Consider the following 19470-nt stretch of genomic DNA (forward strand, 5'->3'; position numbering starts at 1 on the left):
CTGCTTCCCTTTTGGCGTCGTGACCCGGACTGTCCTCTTCTCCGCCCAGAAGAACGAGGGCCCTTTCCTTCTGGAATGGGTCGCCTACCACCGCGTGCTGGGCTTCTCGGACATCGTCATCGTGTCGAACGACTGCGACGACGGCGGCGACGCCCTCCTCGACCGGCTTGCAGATGCCGGCGAACTCACGCACATCCGGCAAGAGGTCCCGCCCGGCGTCGCCCCCCAGGTCAGCGCCGAACGCCTCGCGCGCGAGGCGGGCTGCTTCCGCCCAGGTGACTGGATCATGTGGCTCGACCTAGACGAATTCCTGCTGCCGAGCCCGCCCCACCGCACCGTCCGGGATCTGATCGCGGCCTTGGGCGACGCGGCCGCGCTCATGGTGGCCTGGCGATTCTTCGGCGACAGCGGCAACACAACCTGGCCCGGTCGCCATGTCGGACCGGCGTTCACACGCGCCGCGCCACGCCGCAAGGGCGCCAACGCTCAGGTCAAGACGCTCTTCCGCTACGGCCCCGAGATCGAACGGCTGGACATCCACAGGCCTCGGCTCGCGCCCGGCGTCGGGCGAGCGCATTTTCCCGTCCTGATCTCTTCCGGAAACCCGGCCGACGATCTCTTCTACGACGCGGCCCGGCAGCGGCCCTTCAACCGCCTCGTGGGGCAGAGGCGGCCCTACATCCTCGCGCAGGTCGCGCATTTTTCCGTACGCACCCCCGACATGTTTCTGCGCAAGGCGCAGCGCGGCGACGGCTATCACACGCGTCCCGACGCCGTGGTGCGTGACACTGCGCTCTACGACGGCCGCAACTTCAACCAGGTCGCTGAAACCAGCCTCGCGCACCGTGCCCCGGAGACCGACGAGGAGATCGCGCGTCTCCTTTCGCGGCCGGGCGCGACCGAGGCCTGCGCCGGGATCGAGGGCTTCCGGGACCCCCTTCCCGAAGCCGCAGACACTTCGTGATCACACGAGTTTTTGTGTGATCACAATGCGCGGAAAATCGCGGATGATGGCGTTGCTCTCGCCGATTTTCATTCCTTTCTTCACGCATTCCATGCCAAGGCAACGCGCGACGCGAATGCACAGGAGGCCACCCAGGTGAACATCCACGAATACCAGGCGAAGGGGTTGCTTCGGGCGTATGGGGCGCCTGTGGCGGAGGGGCGTGTGGTCCTGCGGGGCGAGGAAGCGAAGACGCAGGCGGGGGCCTTGGACGGTCCGGTCTGGGTGGTGAAGGCGCAGATCCACGCCGGCGGGCGTGGCAAGGGCACGTTCAGGGAGGCCGACGCGGGGTCGAAGGGCGGCGTCAGGATCGCGAAGTCGGTCGAGGAGGCCGCCGAGGAAGCCAAGCGCATGCTCGGCCGGACGCTGGTCACCAAGCAGACCGGCGAGGCGGGCAAGCAGGTCGGGCGCATCTACATCGAGGAAGGCGCCGACATCGCGCGCGAACTCTACCTCGCGCTGCTCGTCGACCGCGCCTCGAGCCGTGTGGCCTTCGTGGCCTCGACCGAAGGCGGCATGGACATCGAGGAGGTGGCCGAGAGCACGCCCGGGAAGATCCTGTCGTTCAGCGTCGATCCCGCGACCGGCTACCAGACGTTCCACGGCCGCCGCATCGCCTATGCCCTGGGGCTCACGGGCGCGCAGGTCAAGCAGTGCGTCCAGCTGATGGGCACGCTCTACCGGCTCTTCATGGACAAGGACATGGAGATGCTCGAGATCAACCCGCTGATCGTGACGACGGGCGGCGACCTGCGCTGCCTCGACGCCAAGATGGGCTTCGACGGCAACGCGCTCTACCGCCACCCTGACATCACGGAATTGCGCGACACCACCGAGGAGGACCCGAAGGAACTCGAGGCCTCGAAGTACGACCTGAACTACATCGCCCTCGACGGCGAGATCGGCTGCATGGTGAACGGCGCCGGCCTCGCGATGGCGACCATGGACATCATCAAGCTCGAGGGTGCTGCACCCGCGAACTTCCTCGACGTCGGCGGCAGTGCCACGAAGGAGCGGGTGACCGAGGCCTTCAAGATCATCACCTCCGATCCGAACGTGAAGGGCATCCTCGTCAACATCTTCGGCGGCATCATGCGCTGCGACGTCATCGCGGAAGGCGTGGTGGCGGCGGTCAAGGAGGTGGGGCTGAAGGTCCCGCTCGTCGTGCGGCTCGAGGGCACCAACGTGGAAGAAGGCAAGCGGATCATCAACGAATCCGACGTGGACGTCATCGCCGCCGACGACCTCAAGGACGGCGCGCGGAAGATCGTTAGGGCCGTCAAGGGAGAGAAGGCATGAGCGTCCTCATCGACAAGACCACCCGCGTGATCTGCCAGGGCTTCACCGGCTCCCAGGGCACCTTCCACTCGGAACAGGCCATCGCCTACGGCACGGCGATGGTGGGCGGCGTCACACCCGGCAAGGGCGGCCAGACCCACCTCGACCTGCCCGTCTTCGACACCGTCCACGAGGCGGTGGAGACGACCGGCGCCAACGCCACCGTGATCTACGTCCCGCCCCCCTTCGCGGCCGATTCGATCCTCGAGGCGCTCGACGCGAGGATCCCGCTCATCGTCGCCATCACCGAGGGCATCCCGGTCCTCGACATGATGCGCGTGAAGCGCGCGCTCGAGGGCTCGGCCTCGATCCTGATCGGGCCGAACTGCCCGGGCGTCATCACGCCGGGCGAATGCAAGATCGGCATCATGCCGGGGCACATCCACCGCAAGGGCTCGGTCGGCGTCGTGTCGCGCTCGGGCACGCTCACCTACGAGGCGGTCAAGCAGACCTCTGACGTGGGCCTCGGCCAGTCGACCTGCGTCGGCATCGGCGGCGACCCGATCAAGGGGACCGAGCACCTCGACGTGCTGGAGTGGTTCCTGGCCGACGACGAGACCCAGTCGATCATCATGATCGGCGAGATCGGCGGCAGTGCCGAGGAGGAGGCCGCGCAGTTCCTGAAGGACGAGGCGAAGCGCGGCCGCAAGAAGCCCGTCGCGGGCTTCATCGCCGGCCGCACCGCGCCCCCGGGCCGCCGCATGGGCCACGCCGGCGCCATCGTCGCCGGCGGCAAGGGCGGCGCCGAGGACAAGATCGAAGCCATGCGCTCCGCCGGCATCACCGTCGCCGAAAGCCCCGCCGGACTGGGCGAGGCCATGCTGGAAGCCATCGGGTGAGGCTCGTCCGCTCCTGTGTCCTCGGCCGCGTTCCTCCGGCCCTGCCCCTGACGCCTGCTGGCGCCGATGCCTATATCCTCATCTCACCCTCCTCCCTTCGGGCGGAGGGCGTTCCGGTCCAACCCTTAAGGTGACCCCATGACCGAGCAATCCTCCAACGACATCTTCCGCGCCTCGTCCTTCCTGCAGGGCCACAACGCGGAATACATCGAGCAGCTTCATGCCCGCTACGCGCAGGACCCGAACGCGGTCGACGCGGGCTGGCAGGAGTTTTTCCGCCAGCTCGGCGACAGCGAGGCCGATGCCCGCGCCGAGGCGGCGGGGCCGTCCTGGGCGCGCGGCGACTGGCCACCGGCCCCCGCGGACGAACTGACTGCGGCGCTCGACGGTCAATGGGGCGACCTCGGGGTCGAGGTCCAGAAGACCGCCGCCGGCACGATTGCGAAGAAGGCGCGCGACGCGGGCGTCGAGATCACCGACGACCAGGTCAAGCGCGCCGTCCTCGATTCGATTCGCGCGCTGATGATCATCCGCGCCTACCGCATCCGGGGTCACCTCGCCGCCGATCTCGACCCGCTCGGAATGCACGACAAGACGCCCCATCCGGAACTCGATCCGAAATCCTACGGTTTTTCCGAAGCCGACATGGACCGTCCGATCTTCATCGACAACGTGCTGGGTCTTCAGACCGCGTCGATGCGCCAGATCCTCGAGATCGTGCGGCGGACCTACTGCGGCACCTTCGCGCTTCAGTTCATGCACATCTCGAACCCCGAAGAAGCCGCCTGGCTGAAGGAACGGATCGAGGGCTATGGCAAGGAAATCGCCTTCACCCGCGAGGGCCGAAAGGCGATCCTGAACAAGATGGTCGAGGCCGAGGGCTTCGAGAAGTTCCTGCACGTCAAGTACATGGGCACCAAGCGCTTCGGTCTCGACGGCGGCGAAAGCCTGATCCCGGCGATGGAGCAGATCATCAAGCGGGGCGGCGCCCTCGGCGTGAAGGAGATCGTGATCGGGATGCCGCACCGCGGCCGCCTGAGCGTGCTCGCCAACGTCATGACGAAGCCCTACAAGGCCATCTTCAACGAGTTCCAGGGCGGCAGCTTCAAGCCCGAGGACGTCGACGGGTCGGGCGACGTGAAGTACCACCTGGGCGCCTCCTCGGACCGCGACTTCGACGGCAACACCGTCCACCTGTCGCTGACTGCCAACCCCTCGCACCTCGAGGCGGTGAACCCGGTCGTCCTCGGCAAGGCGCGGGCCAAGCAGGACCAGTTGCACGACACCAAGCGCACACAGGTTCTGCCGATCCTTCTTCATGGCGACGCCGCCTTCGCGGGCCAGGGCGTCGTGGCTGAATGCTTCGGCCTCTCGGGCCTGCGCGGGCACCGCACCGGCGGCACCATCCACATCGTCGTGAACAACCAAATCGGCTTCACCACCGCGCCGCACTTCTCGCGCTCGTCGCCCTATCCGACCGACATCGCGCTGATGGTCGAGGCGCCGATCTTCCACGTCAACGGCGACGACCCCGAGGCCGTCGTTCACGCCGCGAAGGTCGCGACCGAGTTCCGCCAGATGTTCGCCAAGGACGTGGTCATCGACATCTTCTGCTACCGCCGCTTCGGTCACAACGAAGGCGACGAGCCGATGTTCACCAACCCGATCATGTACAAGCGGATCAAGGGTCACAAGACGACCCTGTCGCTCTACACCGACCGGCTGGTGAAGGACGGGCTGATCCCGGAAGGCGAGATCGAGGACATGAAGGCCGCCTTCCAGGCCAGGCTGAACGAGGAGTTCGAGGCGGGGAAGGCCTACAAGCCGAACAAGGCCGACTGGCTCGACGGCCGGTGGAGCCATCTCGACCGCGAGGGGGAGCGGTACCAGCGCGGCAAGACCGCCATCAAGAAGAAGACCATGGAGGATATCGGCCGCGCCCTGACGACGGCGCCCGAGGGCTTTTCGCTGCACAAGACCGTCGAACGCCTGATGGACGCCAAGCGCGAGATGTTCGACAGCGGCACCGGTTTCGACTGGGCCACGGGCGAGGCGCTGGCCTTCGGGTCGCTCTTGACCGAAGGCTATCCCGTCCGCCTCGCAGGACAGGATTCGACGCGCGGCACCTTCAGCCAGCGTCACTCGGCCCTCGTCAACCAGGAGAACGAGGACCGCTACTACCCGCTCAACCACATACGCGAGGGGCAGGCGAATTACGACGTCATCGACTCGATGCTGTCCGAATACGCCGTCTGCGGGTTCGAGTACGGCTATTCGCTGGCCGAACCCAACTCGCTCGTGCTGTGGGAGGCGCAGTTCGGCGACTTCGCCAACGGCGCGCAGATCATGTTCGACCAGTTCATCTCGTCGGGCGAGCGCAAGTGGCTGCGCATGTCCGGCCTCGTGATGCTTTTGCCCCACGGCTACGAAGGCCAGGGCCCCGAGCACTCGTCGGCGCGGCTGGAGCGTTTCCTCCAGATGTGTGCCGAGGACAACTGGATCGTCGCGAACTGCACGACGCCGGCGAACTACTTCCACATCCTCAGGCGGCAGCTTCACCGCTCCTACCGGAAACCCCTCGTGCTGATGACGCCCAAGTCGCTTCTGCGGCACAAGCTGGCTGTCAGCGACGCGGCCGACTTCCTGACCGGATCGTCCTTCCACCGCGTCCTCTGGGACGATGCCGAAAAGGGCCATTCCGACACGGTTCTCGCCCCGGACGACAAGATCAAACGCGTCGTGATGTGTTCGGGCAAGGTCTACTACGACCTGCTCGAGGAGCGGGACGCGCGCGGCATCGACGACGTCTACCTTCTGCGGGTCGAGCAGTTCTATCCCTTCCCGGCGCAGGCGCTGGTGAAGGAGCTGAAGCGCTTCCCGAACGCGGACTGGGTCTGGTGTCAGGAAGAGCCCAAGAACCAGGGCGCCTGGACCTTCATGGAATCGAACATCGAATGGGTGCTCACGCGCATCAAGGCCCGGCTGACCCGACCGATCTACGTCGGCCGCTCGGCCAGCGCGTCGCCCGCGACCGGCCTCGCGTCGGCCCACAAGGCTCAACAAGCGGCGCTCGTCGACGAAGCGCTGACGGTGAAAGGATAACTCATGGCCACCGAAATCCGCGTGCCGACGCTTGGCGAAAGCGTCTCCGAGGCGACCGTCGCCACCTGGTTCAAGAAACCCGGCGACAGCGTCGCGGTCGACGAGCTTCTCTGCGAGCTGGAAACCGACAAGGTGACGGTCGAGGTGCCCTCGCCCGCCGCCGGCAAGCTCGACGAGATCGTCGCGAAGGAGGGTGATACCGTAGGCGTCGACGCCCTTCTGGGCATGATCGCCGAAAGCGGCCAGGCGGGATCCTCGACCGACGTGAAGGAGCGCAAGGCAAAGCCCGAGGATACGGCGACCGCCCATGCCGAACCCAAGGGCGACGAGGCGAAGCCGGACAGCGGCAAGTCCGTCGACGTCATGGTCCCCACCCTTGGCGAAAGCGTGACCGAAGCCACCGTCTCGACCTGGTTCAAGCAGCCCGGCGACACCGTCACCCAGGACGAGATGCTGTGCGAACTCGAGACCGACAAGGTCTCGGTCGAAGTGCCGGCCCCCGCCTCGGGCGTCCTGTCCGAGATCCTCAAGGCCGAAGGCACCACGGTCGAGGCCGGCGGCAAGCTGGCCGTCATCTCGGGCGGCGCCAAGACGACGGCCGACGCCCCCCCGCCCGCGAAGGGCGGCGAGGATGTGGCCGCCCCCAAGTCCCCCGCGCCCGAGACGGCGGCCAAGGGCCGCGATGTCGAGGATGCGCCCTCGGCGAAAAAGATCATGGCCGAGAAGAACCTCTCGGCGGATCAGGTCACCGGCACCGGACGCGACGGCCGCATCATGAAGGAAGACGTCCAGAAGGCGCTGACCTCGCCCGCGCCCTCGCGCACCGAGTCACCCTCCGCCCCCCGCGCGCCCGTGGCCGCCGAGGATGCGGGCCGCGAGGAGCGGGTCAAGATGACCCGCCTGCGCCAGACCATCGCGCGCCGCCTGAAGGACGCGCAGAACACCGCGGCGATGCTGACGACCTACAACGAGGTCGACATGTCGGGCATCATGGAGCTTCGGACCGAATACAAGGATCTCTTCGAAAAGAAGCACGGCGTGAAGCTGGGCTTCATGTCCTTCTTCACCAAGGCCTGCTGCCACGCGCTGCAGGAGGTGCCCGAGGTCAACGCCGAAATCGACGGCACCGACGTCGTCTACAAGAACTTCGTCCACATGGGCATCGCCGTGGGCACGCCCTCGGGGCTCGTCGTGCCCGTGGTGCGCGACGCCGACGGCAAGTCCTTCGCCGAGATCGAGAAGACCATCAACGCACTCGGCCAGAAGGCCCGCGACGGCAAGCTGTCCATGGCCGAGATGCAGGGCGGCACCTTCACCATCTCGAACGGCGGCGTCTACGGCTCGCTCATGTCCTCGCCGATCCTGAACCCGCCGCAGTCGGGCATCCTGGGGATGCACAAGATCCAGGAACGGCCCATGGTCGTGAAGGGCCAGATCGTCATCCGCCCGATGATGTACCTCGCCCTCAGCTACGACCACCGCATCGTCGACGGCAAGGGCGCGGTGACCTTCCTCGTCCGCGTGAAGGAAGCGCTGGAGGATCCGCGTCGGCTGCTGATGGATTTGTAAGGACTCATCCATGTCCCTCGTTCTGACCCTCGGTCTCTTCGCGGCGCTGACGCTTCTCTATGTAAGCGCCGACGGTCTCCTGCTGAAGGCTGCCGTCGGCAACTCCTGGACGGTCGGACCACGCGACACCGAGGCTGACCGTGGGCCGCTGGCCGGACGCGCCCGCCGCGCACTCTCGAACTTCACCGAGACGGCGCCCGCCTTCGTCGCCCTTGCCGTTGCCGGCGCCAGCCTGCCGCCCGACCGCGTTTGGGAAGCCGGCGCCCTCGCCTATCTGGCTGGCCGCGCGGCCTACCTGCCCGCGTATCTTTCGGGCCTGCCCTGGCTGCGCACGGTCCTCTGGTGGGTGGCAAGCGGCGGTCTTCTGGCCATGCTTGCAAGCCTTGCGGTCTGACATGCCCATGACACCTCGCCGGGCACACCCAGGCCGCGCAGCCACACGTCGGGCCGGGTTCGCCTCGCTCGCCCACCCCAAGGACACCTGACATGCAACTCCTCCTCACCTACCCCTCCGCCCCTGCCGATTGGGACGCCTCCTCCGAGGACCGCGCGCAAGCAGGCCTGACCCAGCTTCAGGTCTGGCGCGACGCCGACGGCGGCGCGACCGTCGTTCTTCTCGAGGTCAACGACCGCGCCAAGGCCGAGGCGTGGCTCGCCAAGGAACGCGGCCTCGGCGCCAGCATCGACGCCCGTTTCCTGAAGACCGCCTGATGCCGCGCCGCCTCGCCGCCCTGGGTCTCCTCGCTCTCGCCGCCTGCGGCGCGCCGGTGTCCGAAACGCTGACCACGGTGCGCCACGTCCCGTCCAACGCGGTCTACGCGGGCGACGCCCGGATGCACCTTTTCATCTTCGATCCCTCCGAGCCGCGCAGCCTCGAGGACCGCAAGGCGATCGCCCGCCGCTCTATCGCGCTGGAGCCGAACTGCGCATGGGTCGATGCGCCCGACGATGTGCTCGAGGCCGAGACCCGCAAGCAGGGCGACCGCTACGCCGAGACGATGCTGGTCGCCCCCCTCAGGTGCAACCGCGCATGACGCCCGAACTCACCGTCCTCGCCCTCGCCGGGCTTCTTCAGGTCGTGCAGTACCTCGTCTTCGCCGTCCCCGCGAACCTCGAACTGGGCACCGGCTACACCTCTTCGGCCCGGGACAGGCCGCCCTCGCGCGAGTTGTCCGCGGGCACCGCGCGGCTCCAGCGTGCCATGGACAACCATTTCGAGGGGCTGATCCTCTTCACCCTCGCCGTCGTCGTCGTGACGCTCGGCGGACAGGCGACCGGACTGACCGCAGCCTGCGCCTGGGTCTACCTCACCGCCCGCATCCTCTACGTCCCGGCCTACTGGCTGGGGCTCCGCCCCTGGCGTTCGCTGATCTGGGTGATCGGCTTCGCCGCCACCGTCGTCATGCTACTGGCGGCGCTCCTGTGAGGCGTCCTTGCGGCATGGTGGACCTCGCCGCTCAGGGTGATAGCGTCCCTGCGAGACCCGAAATGGACACCGACGCAATACCGACGTGATACCGACGCAATACCGATGACCAGAATCGAAGGAAAACAGTCCCATGGCTAGTTACGACGTGATCGTGATCGGCAGCGGCCCCGGCGGCTATGTCTGCGCCATCCGCTGTGCCCAACTGGGTCTCAAGACCGCCTGCGTCGAAAGCCGCGACACCCTTGGCGGCACCTGCCTCAACGTCGGCTGCATCCCGTCGAAGGCGCTGCTCCACGCCACCGAGATGCTGCAGGAAACCGAAGAAAACTTCGGCAAGATGGGCCTCAAGGTCCTGCGTCCCGACGTCGATTGGAAGCAGATGCTGGCCTACAAGCAGGACACCATCGACCAGAACACCAAGGGCATCGAATTTCTCTTCAAGAAGAACAAGATAGACTGGCTGAAAGGCTGGGGCTCGATCCCCGAAGCCGGCAAGGTCAAGGTCGGCGACGAGGTCCACGAGGCGAAGACCATCGTCATCGCGACCGGGTCCGAAGCCTCCGCCCTCCCCGGCGTCGAGGTCGACGAGAAGACGGTCGTGACGTCCACCGGCGGCCTGACCCTGCCGAAGATCCCGCAGACCATGATCGTCATCGGCGCGGGCGTCATCGGCCTCGAACTCGGCTCGGTCTACAGCCGCCTCGGCGCCAAGGTCACGGTCATCGAATACCTCGACGCCATCCTCCCCGGCATGGACGCCGAGGTGCAGAAGACATTCCAGAGAACGCTGAAGAAACAAGGGCTTGAGTTCGTCATGGGCGCAGCCGTCCAAGGCGTCGAAAAGGCCAAGGACAAGGCCACGGTCACCTACAAGCTCCGCAAGGACGACAGCGCGCACGAGGCCGAAGCCGACGTCGTCCTCGTCGCCACGGGCCGGCGGCCCTACACCGAGGGCCTCGGTCTCGAGGCCGTCGGCGTCGAACTGACGGATCGCGGACAGGTCAGGATCGACGACCACTGGCGCACAACCGCCCCCGGCATCTACGCCATCGGCGACGCCGTCGCAGGCCCCATGCTGGCCCACAAGGCCGAGGATGAGGGCATGGCGGTGGCCGAGACCATCGCGGGCCAGGCGGGGCATGTGAACTACGGCGTCATCCCCGGCGTCGTCTACACCCACCCCGAAGTAGCCAGCGTCGGCAAGACCGAGGAGCAGTTGAAGGACGAAGGCCGCGCCTACAAGGCGGGCAAATTCAGCTTCATGGGCAACGCCCGCGCCAAGGCCAACTTCCAGGGCGAAGGCTTCGTCAAGATCCTGGCAGACAAAGAAACCGACCGCATCCTGGGCGCCCATATCATCGGCCCGATGGCCGGCGACCTGATCCATGAGATCTGCGTGGCGATGCAGTTCGGCGCCGCAGCCGAGGATCTGGCCCGGACCTGCCACGCGCACCCGACTTATTCCGAAGCCGTGCGCGAAGCCGCGCTGGCCTGCGGCGACGGGCCGATCCACAGCTGACGCTCTCGCGCCGCGCGGATGCAACTTCTCCTTCCGTCACGGGTTCCCGCCGCATAGGCTTGGGCCAGTCACGGGAGGAATACCATGCGCCTGCACATCATCGCGGCCCTCGTTCTTGCGGCAAGTCCGCTTCATGCGCAGTCGGTCGGACTGATCCTGGGGAACGAGGAATACGAGAATGTGGGCGACGTCTCGCGCGGCGACCGGGTAGTCCGCGCCGAGACGGCACTGTCGCGGGCGGGCATGCAGATCGTCGCCCGGCAGGAGGCCACCCTCGACGACATGACCGATGCCCTGTCCGAGTTCGGCCAGATGGCCGACCGCTCGGATACGCTGCTCGTGGTCCTGGCTGGGCGCTTTGTTCATACTGTGTCCGAGACCTATTTCCTTCCCGTCGACGCCGAAACGGGGCCAATGGCGACCCTTGCGGCCAACACGCTTCCGCTCTCGACGGTCATGGCGTGGCTGGCGTCCGCCCCCGGCCATGCTGTACTCGTCCTCGCGACCGACGACGCACAGATGGGCTTTGGCGCCTACCTGACCGCCGGCATCGGCGACCTCGATATCCCCCAGGGCGTAGCCGTTCTGACCGGCGCGCCCGCCGGCGCCGAGAAGCTTTTGACCGACATCATCGCGCGCCCGGGCCAGAACATCGCGCAACCGCGTCTTGGGATGACAGTCCAGGGCTTTGCCCCCGAAGACCTGACCCTCCTTCAAGCGCAGTCGACCGCTCCGACCCCTGCTCCCGCACCGACGCCCGCCCCCGACCTTGCCCGCCGCGCCGACATCGCGGACTGGCGCCGCGCCAGCGCCGCGGACACAGCCGAGGGCTACCAAGGCTACATCGACGCCCATCCTTCCGGCGAATTCGTTCAAATGGCGAACAACCGCATCCGCGCCCTGACCGACACGCCCCAGGCGCGAGCCGAGCGGGCCGAGCAGGCGCTCGATCTCTCTCGCGACGCCCGGCGCGAGATCCAGCGCGACCTGACGCTTCTCGAATTCAACACCCGAGGCATCGACGGCATCTTCGGACGCGGCACCCGCTCGGCGATCCAGGCTTGGCAGACCGCGCAGGGGGTCGAGTCGACGGGCTACATGACCGCCGACCAGATCACGCGCCTCGACGCGCAGGCCGAACGCCGCGCGCAGGAGCTTGAGGCCGAGGCCGAGCGGAGACGGCAGGAGTTGCTGCGCGCCGACCTCGCCTTCTGGGACGAGACGGGCGCCGTTGGCGACGAGGCGGGCCTGCGCGCCTACCTCGCCCGTTACCCTGACGGCGAGTATGCCGAGATCGCGACCGAACGCCTGCGGGCGATCGAGAACCGCACGCGAAACGACGCGGATGTGGCGGACCGCAGGTACTGGGACAACGCCCAGGGTCTCGACACCGTGGGTGCCTACGAGGAGTACCTGCGCCTGAGCAACCGTGGCGCATTCACCGATGCCGCCGAGGCCCGTATCCTCGAGCTCGAGGAGGAGGACCGGAACGCCGAGGAAAGAACTGCCGCCGCCCGTCAGGAGGACGCCTTGGGCCTGTCCCCTCGGACCCGCCAGATCGTCGAAGCGCGCCTGGAAAGGCTCGAGCTGAAGCCCGGCAAGGTCGATGGAGAATTCGACAACGACACACGCCGCGCCATTCGACGCTATCAGGCGGCGCGGAACATGGACGAGACCGGCTATCTTTCGGAGGCCGTCGTCGTCCAGCTTCTGGCGGACTCTGTCCGAAGCATCTTCAGGTAGGTCGCGTCAGGGCTTCTTTCCCATCCGCGACAGCTGGTCCTGCATCGCAGCAAGTTGCTTGCGGATGTCGTCCAACTCGCTCGGCGGGCTGGCCTCGTCCTTGTCCTCCGACTCCATCTGCGGCCCCGACCAGGACTTCCCCATCCCGCCGGTAAACGCCTTCATGAAGGCCTCCTGCTGCGCCTTCATCGCATCGAACCCGGGCATCGAGACCAGCGGCGTCGACATGCTCTCCATCACCTTCGACTGGCCTTCGCGAAGCATATCGAAGCTCATGGCGAGAAACTGCGGAACGATGGAGTGCGCCTGCGTCGTATAGGACCGGACGAGGTCGGTCAGGACATCGAGAGGCAGGACGCTTTCGCCGCGGCTTTCGTGGTCTGCGACGATCTGAAGAAGATACTGCCGCGTCAGGTCGTCCCCGGACTTGAGGTCGACGATCTGAACGTCGCGGCCTTCGCGGATGAAGCCAGCGATATCCTCGAGCGTGACGTAATCGGACGTTTCCGTGTTGTAGAGGCGCCTGCTGGCGTAGCGTTTGATCAGCAGCGGCTTTCCGGACATGGCAACCTCCCTGGCGCATGTGCTGCAGCGCAGCTTAGGGGAGGGTCGTTGGAAATCAAAGGGTTTCTGCGCAGCATCGTCGAAATGCTGCGCAGCAAATCCTAGCGCTCGTCGAAGAAGCCCGGACCCGCCTCGGCCAAAAGCGCCTCGGCAAGATCGCGCCCCAGATCCTCTCCCTCGGCCACGGGCCCGTCACGTCTACCGCTGACCGAGCGCGACCCGTTGGTCTTCAGGATCTCGCCCCTGAACGTCAGCCTGTCCCCATCGATCTCGGCCAGGGCGGCGATCGGCGTCTGGCAGGATCCGTCGAGACGGGCGAGGAAGGCCCGCTCGCAGGCGACGCGCTGGCCTGTCACCTCGTCGGCGATCGCGGCTACCATGTCAAAGGCGCGCGTGTCGTCGGCGCGCAGCTCGATCCCTATGGCTCCCTGCGCCACGGCGGGCAGCATCTCGTCGGCGGAAATCGGCACCGCCCTGACCTCGCTCAACCCAAGCCGGTTCAGGCCGGCGAGAGCCAGGAAGGTGCCCTGTGCCACGCCCGCAGACAGCTTGCCCAACCGTGTCTGCACGTTGCCCCGAAATTCCACGACTTGAAGGTCAGGCCGCCGGTGCAGCACCTGCGCCTTCCGCCGGAGGCTCGACGTGCCCACCACGGCACCCGCGGGCAAGTCGGACAGCGCGATCCCATCCAGCGTGACGAAGACGTCGCGCACATCCTCGCGCGGGAGACAGGCGCCGATGACCAGTCCGGCGGGCTGATCCACCGGCATGTCCTTCATGGAGTGGACCGCGATGTCGATCTCACCCGACAGCATTGCCTCCTCGATCTCCTTGGTGAAGAGACCCTTGCCGCCGATCTCTCCCAGAGGCCGATCCGTGACACGGTCGCCCGTTGTCTTGATGACGACGATCTCGAAAGCCTCGGCCTCGAGGCCGGTCGAACGCACAAGCCGGTCTCGCGTCTCGCGCGCCTGCGCCAATGCGAGGGGAGAACCTCGTGTGCCGATGCGGAAGGGGCGGGTCGGGTCAGGTCGTTCGCTCATGCGCCTTGCTCTAAGCCGCGGAACAAGGCGTGGCAATCCTGTCTATTGACAAGACCCGGCCGGATCGTGACCAGAGAGAGACGCAAGAGGACAGGGAATGACCCGTAAACTGTTATTGAGGGCACTGGCGGGAGAGACGCTTCCCATCCCGCCGATCTGGATGATGCGACAGGCGGGCCGCTACCTCCCCGAGTATCGCGCGACTCGCGAGAAGGCGGGGGATTTCCTGTCGCTCTGCTATACGCCCGAGCTTGCAGCGGAAGTCACGCTTCAGCCGATCCGGCGCTTCGGGTTCGACGCCGCGATCCTTTTCGCCGACATCCTCCTCGTCCCCCAGGCCCTCGGCGCGGACTTGTGGTTCGTGACCGGCGAAGGTCCGCGCCTCTCGACCGTCACGACTTCGTCGGACTTCGACCGCCTCAAGCCCGTCGACGCGATCCATGAGACATTGGCCCCGGTCTACGAGACGGTTCGCATCCTCTCACGCGCCCTGCCGTCCGAAACGACGCTGATCGGCTTCGCGGGCGCGCCCTGGACGGTGGCGACCTACATGATCGCGGGGCGCGGCACGCCCGATCAGGGCCCGGCTCATACCCTCAAGGACGAGGACCGGCCCCTCTTCGAGGCGCTGCTCGACCGCATCACCGAGGCCACGGTCCTCTACCTGTCCGCGCAGATCGAGGCGGGAGCCGAAGTGGTCAAGCTCTTCGACAGTTGGGCCGGATCGCTGAAGGGTCGCGACTTCGACGCCTATTGCGTGGCACCCGCCGCCCGCATCGTCGCCGCGCTGAAGGACCGGCATCCGGGCATCCCCGTGATCGCCTTCCCCCGCGAGGCGGGACCGAGGTACGAAGGCTTCGCCAAGGAGACGGGCGCGGACTGCGTAGCGCTCGACAACAGCGTCGACGCCAGATGGGCCGCGAAACACGTTCAGACCGATGGCTGCGTCCAGGGCAACCTGGCCCCGGGGCACATGGTCACCGGCGGCAAGCCCCTGATCGAGGCGACGCGGGCGATCTGCCGCGCCTTCGCGGGGGGCCCGCACATCTTCAACCTGGGACACGGCATCACCCCTGATGCTGACGCCGACAACGTGCGCCTGATGATCGACACGGTACGCGCGGGAAACTGGACCTAGCCCTCCAGCAAGTCCGTCCTGTCCTCCGGCGACGCGGCCTTCCCCGCGCGCTCGGCGATCTCGTCCTGGTCGTTCGCCAGATCGCCTTCGGCCTCGGTGCTTTCGGCCCCGCTTTCCCGCGGCGCGGGGATTTCGGCAGCCGCGTCGTCGCCCCGGCGCTGGTCGAGAAGCGGCACGCCCTGAGGGAAGATGATCTCGCGCGCGTCGTCGGGCATCGAGATGCCGGCATCCATCAGCGTCTTCTTGGTCAGCCGCAGGACCGACGACTTCACCTTGAGCAGGGAATATTCGCGCACGTTCAGCCAGTAATAGGCGTGCAGCGTCACGGTCGACGATCCAAGCCCATCGACAAGGATCATCGGCGCAGGTTCCGCCAACACCGCCTCGTGCCGCGCCAAAACATCGCCGATCAGTTCCTGCGCCCGAGTGATCGACGCGTCATATCCGATGCCGACGGTGAAGTCGTCGCGTCCCTCGGGCGAGACGGTGAAGTTGGTGATGACGCTCTTGAACACCGTCGCATTCGGGATCTGGATGTGATTGCCCTCGGGCGAGATCAGCACGGTCGACCGCGTGTTCATCGACTGGACCGACCCGTGCATCCCCTCGACCTCGATGATGTCGCCCGCCCTGAACGGCTGCCGGATCGACAGCAGAAGCGACGCAAGGAAGTTCTCGGCGATGTCGCGGAAGGCGAAGCCGAAGACGATGCCGATGACGCCCGCACCGCCCACCACCGAAACGGCGAGCTGCGTCAGCCCCGCGACCTGAAGCACGATGTAGAGACCGACGAGGAAAACCGGAAGCGCCAGAAGCCGCGCCACGACCGACCCGAGGAAAGGCGACGACACGCGTCCCAGAAACACGCGCCGCAGGGCCCGCGCCACGATGGACGACAGCCACCATGTCAGCGGCAGCACGATCATCGCGAGGACCAGAAGCGGAAGCGCGGTCAGCAGGCGGGTCGAGACCTCCCGCAGCGCCGACACGGCCGGTGCGAAGGTCCAGTCGGCCTCCTGGTCGACCGAGATTCGGTTCACGACAGCGACGACGTCCTGCGTCTTCGAGGCAAGATCGCGCGCCCAGGTGCGGTGTTCGTCGCTGTCAGTGGCCCCGTCGAGGAAGACGATCCCGTCCTCTACGGCGACCTGCGTCCCGGCATACCAGCCCGTCGCATCGAGGATGCGCGCGATCCGGTTCGCGATCTCGTCGTCCCGCGCCCCCGGCGCGATCGCCACGTCCGCGGGCGAGGTGGTTTCGGCCGAAGGCGCGTCCTGCGCGGAGGCTGGGAGGGTAAAGACGACGAGCGAGAAAAGGACGAAGATGAAACGCATGGTTCAACTATGCGGTGCTCGACGTTCCGAGGGAAGCCACCCCTGAAACGCAAGACGCGGCCCTAAGGCCACGCCCGCGTGATCCTGGTGTGGGTCCGGTCAGGGCGCCGGGACGCGGCTGTCCGTGGGCAGGCCGATGTGGTCGCCCATCGCAACGAGGTCGCCCAGCAACTTGGCGATGTCGTCCGCCGCCGAGCCTTCGGCCTCCGCATGGTCCGCCCGCGCCTTGGCGATCGCGTCGTTCAGGAACTCGGACGTGACCTCACTCCGCGGCATCGCCACGTCGGCCAGGATCGTCGTCCCCTCGGGCATGATCTGCGCGAAGCCGCCGGTCACGGCGAACTCCTGCTCGCCGCCGTCCATGTCGACGACCACGATGCCGGGACGCAGGGTCGTCACGACCGGCGCATGATTAGGCATCGCCATCATGTCGCCGTCGGTGCCGGGAAGCCGCACGGACTTCGCCTGCCCCGAGACGACCTTACGCTCGGGCGACACCAGGTCGAATTGCATCGTGTCAGCCATGGGGTCCCCTTACGCTGCTTCGGCGGCCAGACGCTCGGCCTTCGCCTTCACGTCCTCGATGCCACCAACCATGTAGAACGCGCCCTCGGGCAGGTGATCGTACTCGCCCGCGACGACGGCCTTGAAGGACGCGATCGTGTCTTCAAGTGGCACCTGCACGCCATCCGAGCCGGTGAAGACCTTCGCCACGTCGAAGGGCTGCGACAGGAAGCGCTGGATCTTGCGGGCCCGCGACACGGTCAGCTTGTCGTCTTCCGAAAGCTCGTCCATCCCGAGGATCGCGATGATGTCCTGCAGCGACTTGTAGCGCTGAAGGATGCCCTGCACGTCGCGCGCCACCTTGTAGTGCTCCTCGCCCAGGATGGCAGGGTCCATGAGGCGCGAGGTCGAGTCGAGCGGGTCCACGGCCGGATAGATGCCAAGCTCCGAGATCGCGCGCGACAGCACCGTCGTCGCGTCGAGGTGCGCAAAGGTCGTGGCCGGCGCCGGGTCGGTCAGGTCGTCCGCAGGAACGTACACGGCCTGGATCGAGGTGATCGAGCCGGCCTTGGTCGAGGTGATCCGCTCCTGCATCGTGCCCATGTCGGTCGCGAGCGTCGGCTGATAGCCCACGGCCGAGGGGATACGGCCCAGAAGAGCCGACACCTCGGAACCCGCCTGCGTGAAGCGGAAGATGTTGTCGACGAAGAACAGCACGTCGGTCCCGGACTGGTCGCGGAACTGCTCGGCCAGCGTAAGGCCGGTCAGGGCGACGCGCGCGCGGGCTCCCGGCGGCTCGTTCATCTGGCCATAGACCAGCGCCACCTGCGATTCCTCGAGATTGTCCGGCTTGATGACCTCGGATTCGATCATCTCGTGATAGAGGTCGTTGCCCTCACGCGTCCGCTCGCCCACTCCGGCAAAAACCGAGTAGCCCGAGTGAACTTTGGCGATGTTGTTGATCAGTTCCATGATCAGAACCGTCTTGCCGACGCCCGCACCACCGAAGAGGCCGATCTTGCCGCCCTTGGAGTACGGCGCCAGAAGATCGACGACCTTGATGCCGGTGACGAGGATTTCAGACTCCGTCGACTGTTCGGCGAAGGCCGGCGCAGGCTGGTGGATGGCGCGCTTCTCGGTCGCTTCGACGGGACCCTTTTCGTCCACCGGCTCGCCGATGACGTTCAGGATACGTCCGAGCGTCGCGTTTCCGACCGGCACCATGATCGGGCCGTCCGTGTCGGTCACGATCTGACCGCGCACGAGACCCTCGGTCGAGTCCATCGCGATGGTGCGGACGGTGTTCTCGCCCAGGTGCTGCGCCACCTCGAGCACAAGGCGGTTGCCGTGGTTGTCGGTTTCGAGCGCGTTCAGAATTTCGGGCAGGTGGTCGCCGAACTGCACGTCGACGACGGCGCCGATGACCTGGGTCACTTTGCCTTTTGCGTTAGCCATTTCTGGTTCTCCGGTCTTAGAGCGCCTCGGCGCCCGAAATGATTTCGATAAGCTCGTTGGTGATGACGGCCTGGCGGGTCCGGTTGTACTGGATCGTCAGCCTGTCGATCATGTCGCCTGCGTTGCGGGTCGCGTTGTCCATCGCGCTCATCCGCGCGCCCTGCTCGGACGCCGCGTTCTCAAGGAGCGCGGTGAAGATCTGGGTCGCGATCCCCCGCGGCAGAAGCTCGCGCAGGATCTCTTCCTCGCCCGGTTCATAGTCGAACACGGTGGATTCAGAGGCCCCATCCTCGCTCGCCTCGAAGGTCGCCGGAATGATCTGCATTGCGGTCGGCTTCTGGCTGATGACGCTTTCGAACTCGGCGAAGAAGATCGTGGCGACATCAAACTCGTCCGCATCGAACCGTGACAGCACGTCCCGGGCGATATCCTGCGCGTTGGTGTAGCCCAGACGCTTGACGTCCGAGAGGTCGACGTGCCCGACAAGGTAATTGCCCCAGTCCCGGCGCATCTGCTCGCGGCCCTTCTTCCCGACGGTCAGGATCTTGACCGTCTTGCCCTGCGCTACAAGCTGCGACGCCCGCGTCTTCGCCAGCCGGACGATGGACGAGTTGAAGCCGCCGCAGAGCCCCCTCTCGGAAGTCATCACGACCAGAAGATGGGTCTGATCCGATCCCGTGCCTGCCAGAAGACGCGGTCCGCCCTCGCCCACGCCCTGCGCCAGACCGGCGAGAACGTCGTTGAAGCGCGCAGCATAGGGCCGCGCGGCTTCCGCCGCCTCTTCCGCACGGCGCAGCTTGGCCGCCGCGACCATCTGCATGGCCTGCGTGATCTTCCGCGTCGACTTGACCGAATTGATCCGGTTCTTCAGATCCTTGAGGTTGGCCATC

General features: G+C 66.5%; 18 protein-coding genes. 12 read left to right on the forward strand and 6 right to left on the reverse strand.

The features are described 5' to 3' along the window. Nucleotides 1-19: 19 nt before the first annotated feature. The 11 genes from EF888_RS18585 (at nt 20) to EF888_RS18635 (ending at nt 12542) form a co-directional block, all read left to right on the forward strand. Entirely contained in the window at nt 20-964 is a 945-nt protein-coding gene (locus EF888_RS18585; protein ID WP_164721754.1) for a glycosyltransferase family 2 protein, read from the forward strand. Between the two features lie 135 nt (nt 965-1099). Further along, a complete protein-coding gene (sucC, locus tag EF888_RS18590) occupies nt 1100-2302 on the forward strand; it encodes an ADP-forming succinate--CoA ligase subunit beta (protein ID WP_126918581.1) in 1203 nt (400 codons plus the stop codon). After that, entirely contained in the window at nt 2299-3180 is an 882-nt protein-coding gene (sucD, locus tag EF888_RS18595) for a succinate--CoA ligase subunit alpha (protein ID WP_109761270.1), read from the forward strand. Before sucC ends, sucD begins: the two co-directional genes overlap by 4 nt. A 138-nt stretch (nt 3181-3318) precedes the next feature. Further along, complete coding sequence (locus EF888_RS18600) at nt 3319-6282, forward strand: 2-oxoglutarate dehydrogenase E1 component (RefSeq protein WP_109760933.1); 2964 nt, start codon at nt 3319-3321, stop codon at nt 6280-6282. A gap of 3 nt (nt 6283-6285) precedes the next feature. Further along, nucleotides 6286-7851 carry a 2-oxoglutarate dehydrogenase complex dihydrolipoyllysine-residue succinyltransferase gene (gene odhB / locus EF888_RS18605; RefSeq protein ID WP_109760932.1) on the forward strand — a complete coding sequence of 522 codons (1566 nt, stop codon included), beginning with the start codon at nt 6286-6288 and terminating at the stop codon, nt 7849-7851. A 10-nt stretch (nt 7852-7861) separates the two neighbouring features. Further along, the gene (locus EF888_RS18610; RefSeq protein WP_109760931.1) at nt 7862-8245 is read left to right on the forward strand and encodes an MAPEG family protein; all 384 of its coding nucleotides are present in this window, start codon (nt 7862-7864) and stop codon (nt 8243-8245) included. Nucleotides 8246-8337: 92 nt separating this feature from the next. Continuing rightward, nucleotides 8338-8562, forward strand: coding sequence for a hypothetical protein (locus tag EF888_RS18615; protein ID WP_109760930.1), 225 nt, complete (start codon nt 8338-8340; stop codon nt 8560-8562). Then, a complete protein-coding gene (locus EF888_RS18620) occupies nt 8562-8885 on the forward strand; it encodes a hypothetical protein (protein WP_109760929.1) in 324 nt (107 codons plus the stop codon). Before EF888_RS18615 ends, EF888_RS18620 begins: the two co-directional genes overlap by 1 nt. Next, entirely contained in the window at nt 8882-9277 is a 396-nt protein-coding gene (locus tag EF888_RS18625; protein ID WP_109760928.1) for an MAPEG family protein, read from the forward strand. Before EF888_RS18620 ends, EF888_RS18625 begins: the two co-directional genes overlap by 4 nt. A gap of 133 nt (nt 9278-9410) precedes the next feature. Then, nucleotides 9411-10799 (forward strand): dihydrolipoyl dehydrogenase, encoded by a 1389-nt coding sequence (gene lpdA / locus EF888_RS18630; protein WP_109760927.1) that lies wholly within the window; start codon nt 9411-9413, stop codon nt 10797-10799. A gap of 84 nt (nt 10800-10883) precedes the next feature. After that, on the forward strand, nt 10884-12542 hold the full coding sequence (locus tag EF888_RS18635) for a peptidoglycan-binding protein (RefSeq protein ID WP_109760926.1): 1659 nt from the start codon (nt 10884-10886) through the stop codon (nt 12540-12542). Nucleotides 12543-12548: 6 nt separating this feature from the next. Here EF888_RS18635 and phaR read toward each other — a convergent pair whose 3' ends face one another. Continuing rightward, the gene (gene phaR / locus EF888_RS18640; RefSeq protein ID WP_109760925.1) at nt 12549-13106 is read right to left on the reverse strand and encodes a polyhydroxyalkanoate synthesis repressor PhaR; all 558 of its coding nucleotides are present in this window, start codon (nt 13104-13106) and stop codon (nt 12549-12551) included. Nucleotides 13107-13207: 101 nt separating this feature from the next. Then, nucleotides 13208-14149 (reverse strand): hydroxymethylbilane synthase, encoded by a 942-nt coding sequence (gene hemC, locus EF888_RS18645; RefSeq protein ID WP_109760924.1) that lies wholly within the window; start codon nt 14147-14149, stop codon nt 13208-13210. Nucleotides 14150-14246: 97 nt separating this feature from the next. On the opposite strand from hemC, the gene hemE reads away from it, so the two are divergent. After that, nucleotides 14247-15287, forward strand: coding sequence for a uroporphyrinogen decarboxylase (gene hemE, locus EF888_RS18650; RefSeq protein WP_109760923.1), 1041 nt, complete (start codon nt 14247-14249; stop codon nt 15285-15287). Here the strand turns inward: hemE and EF888_RS18655 are convergent. From EF888_RS18655 to EF888_RS18670, 4 genes are all read right to left on the reverse strand, one after another. After that, nucleotides 15284-16621: a mechanosensitive ion channel family protein gene (locus EF888_RS18655; protein ID WP_109760922.1), complete on the reverse strand. Its 1338-nt coding sequence runs from the start codon at nt 16619-16621 to the stop codon at nt 15284-15286. The two genes, hemE and EF888_RS18655, sit on opposite strands and share 4 nt — an antisense overlap. 99 nt (nt 16622-16720) lie before the next feature. Next, a complete protein-coding gene (locus tag EF888_RS18660; RefSeq protein ID WP_109760921.1) occupies nt 16721-17146 on the reverse strand; it encodes a F0F1 ATP synthase subunit epsilon in 426 nt (141 codons plus the stop codon). A gap of 9 nt (nt 17147-17155) precedes the next feature. Continuing rightward, nucleotides 17156-18580: a F0F1 ATP synthase subunit beta gene (atpD, locus tag EF888_RS18665; protein ID WP_109760920.1), complete on the reverse strand. Its 1425-nt coding sequence runs from the start codon at nt 18578-18580 to the stop codon at nt 17156-17158. Nucleotides 18581-18596: 16 nt separating this feature from the next. After that, nucleotides 18597-19469 (reverse strand): F0F1 ATP synthase subunit gamma, encoded by an 873-nt coding sequence (locus EF888_RS18670; RefSeq protein ID WP_109760919.1) that lies wholly within the window; start codon nt 19467-19469, stop codon nt 18597-18599. Nucleotide 19470: the final 1 nt, after the last annotated feature.

The sequence above is a fragment of the Silicimonas algicola genome, assembly GCF_003970735.1.
GTDB classification, from domain to species: domain Bacteria; phylum Pseudomonadota; class Alphaproteobacteria; order Rhodobacterales; family Rhodobacteraceae; genus Silicimonas; species Silicimonas algicola.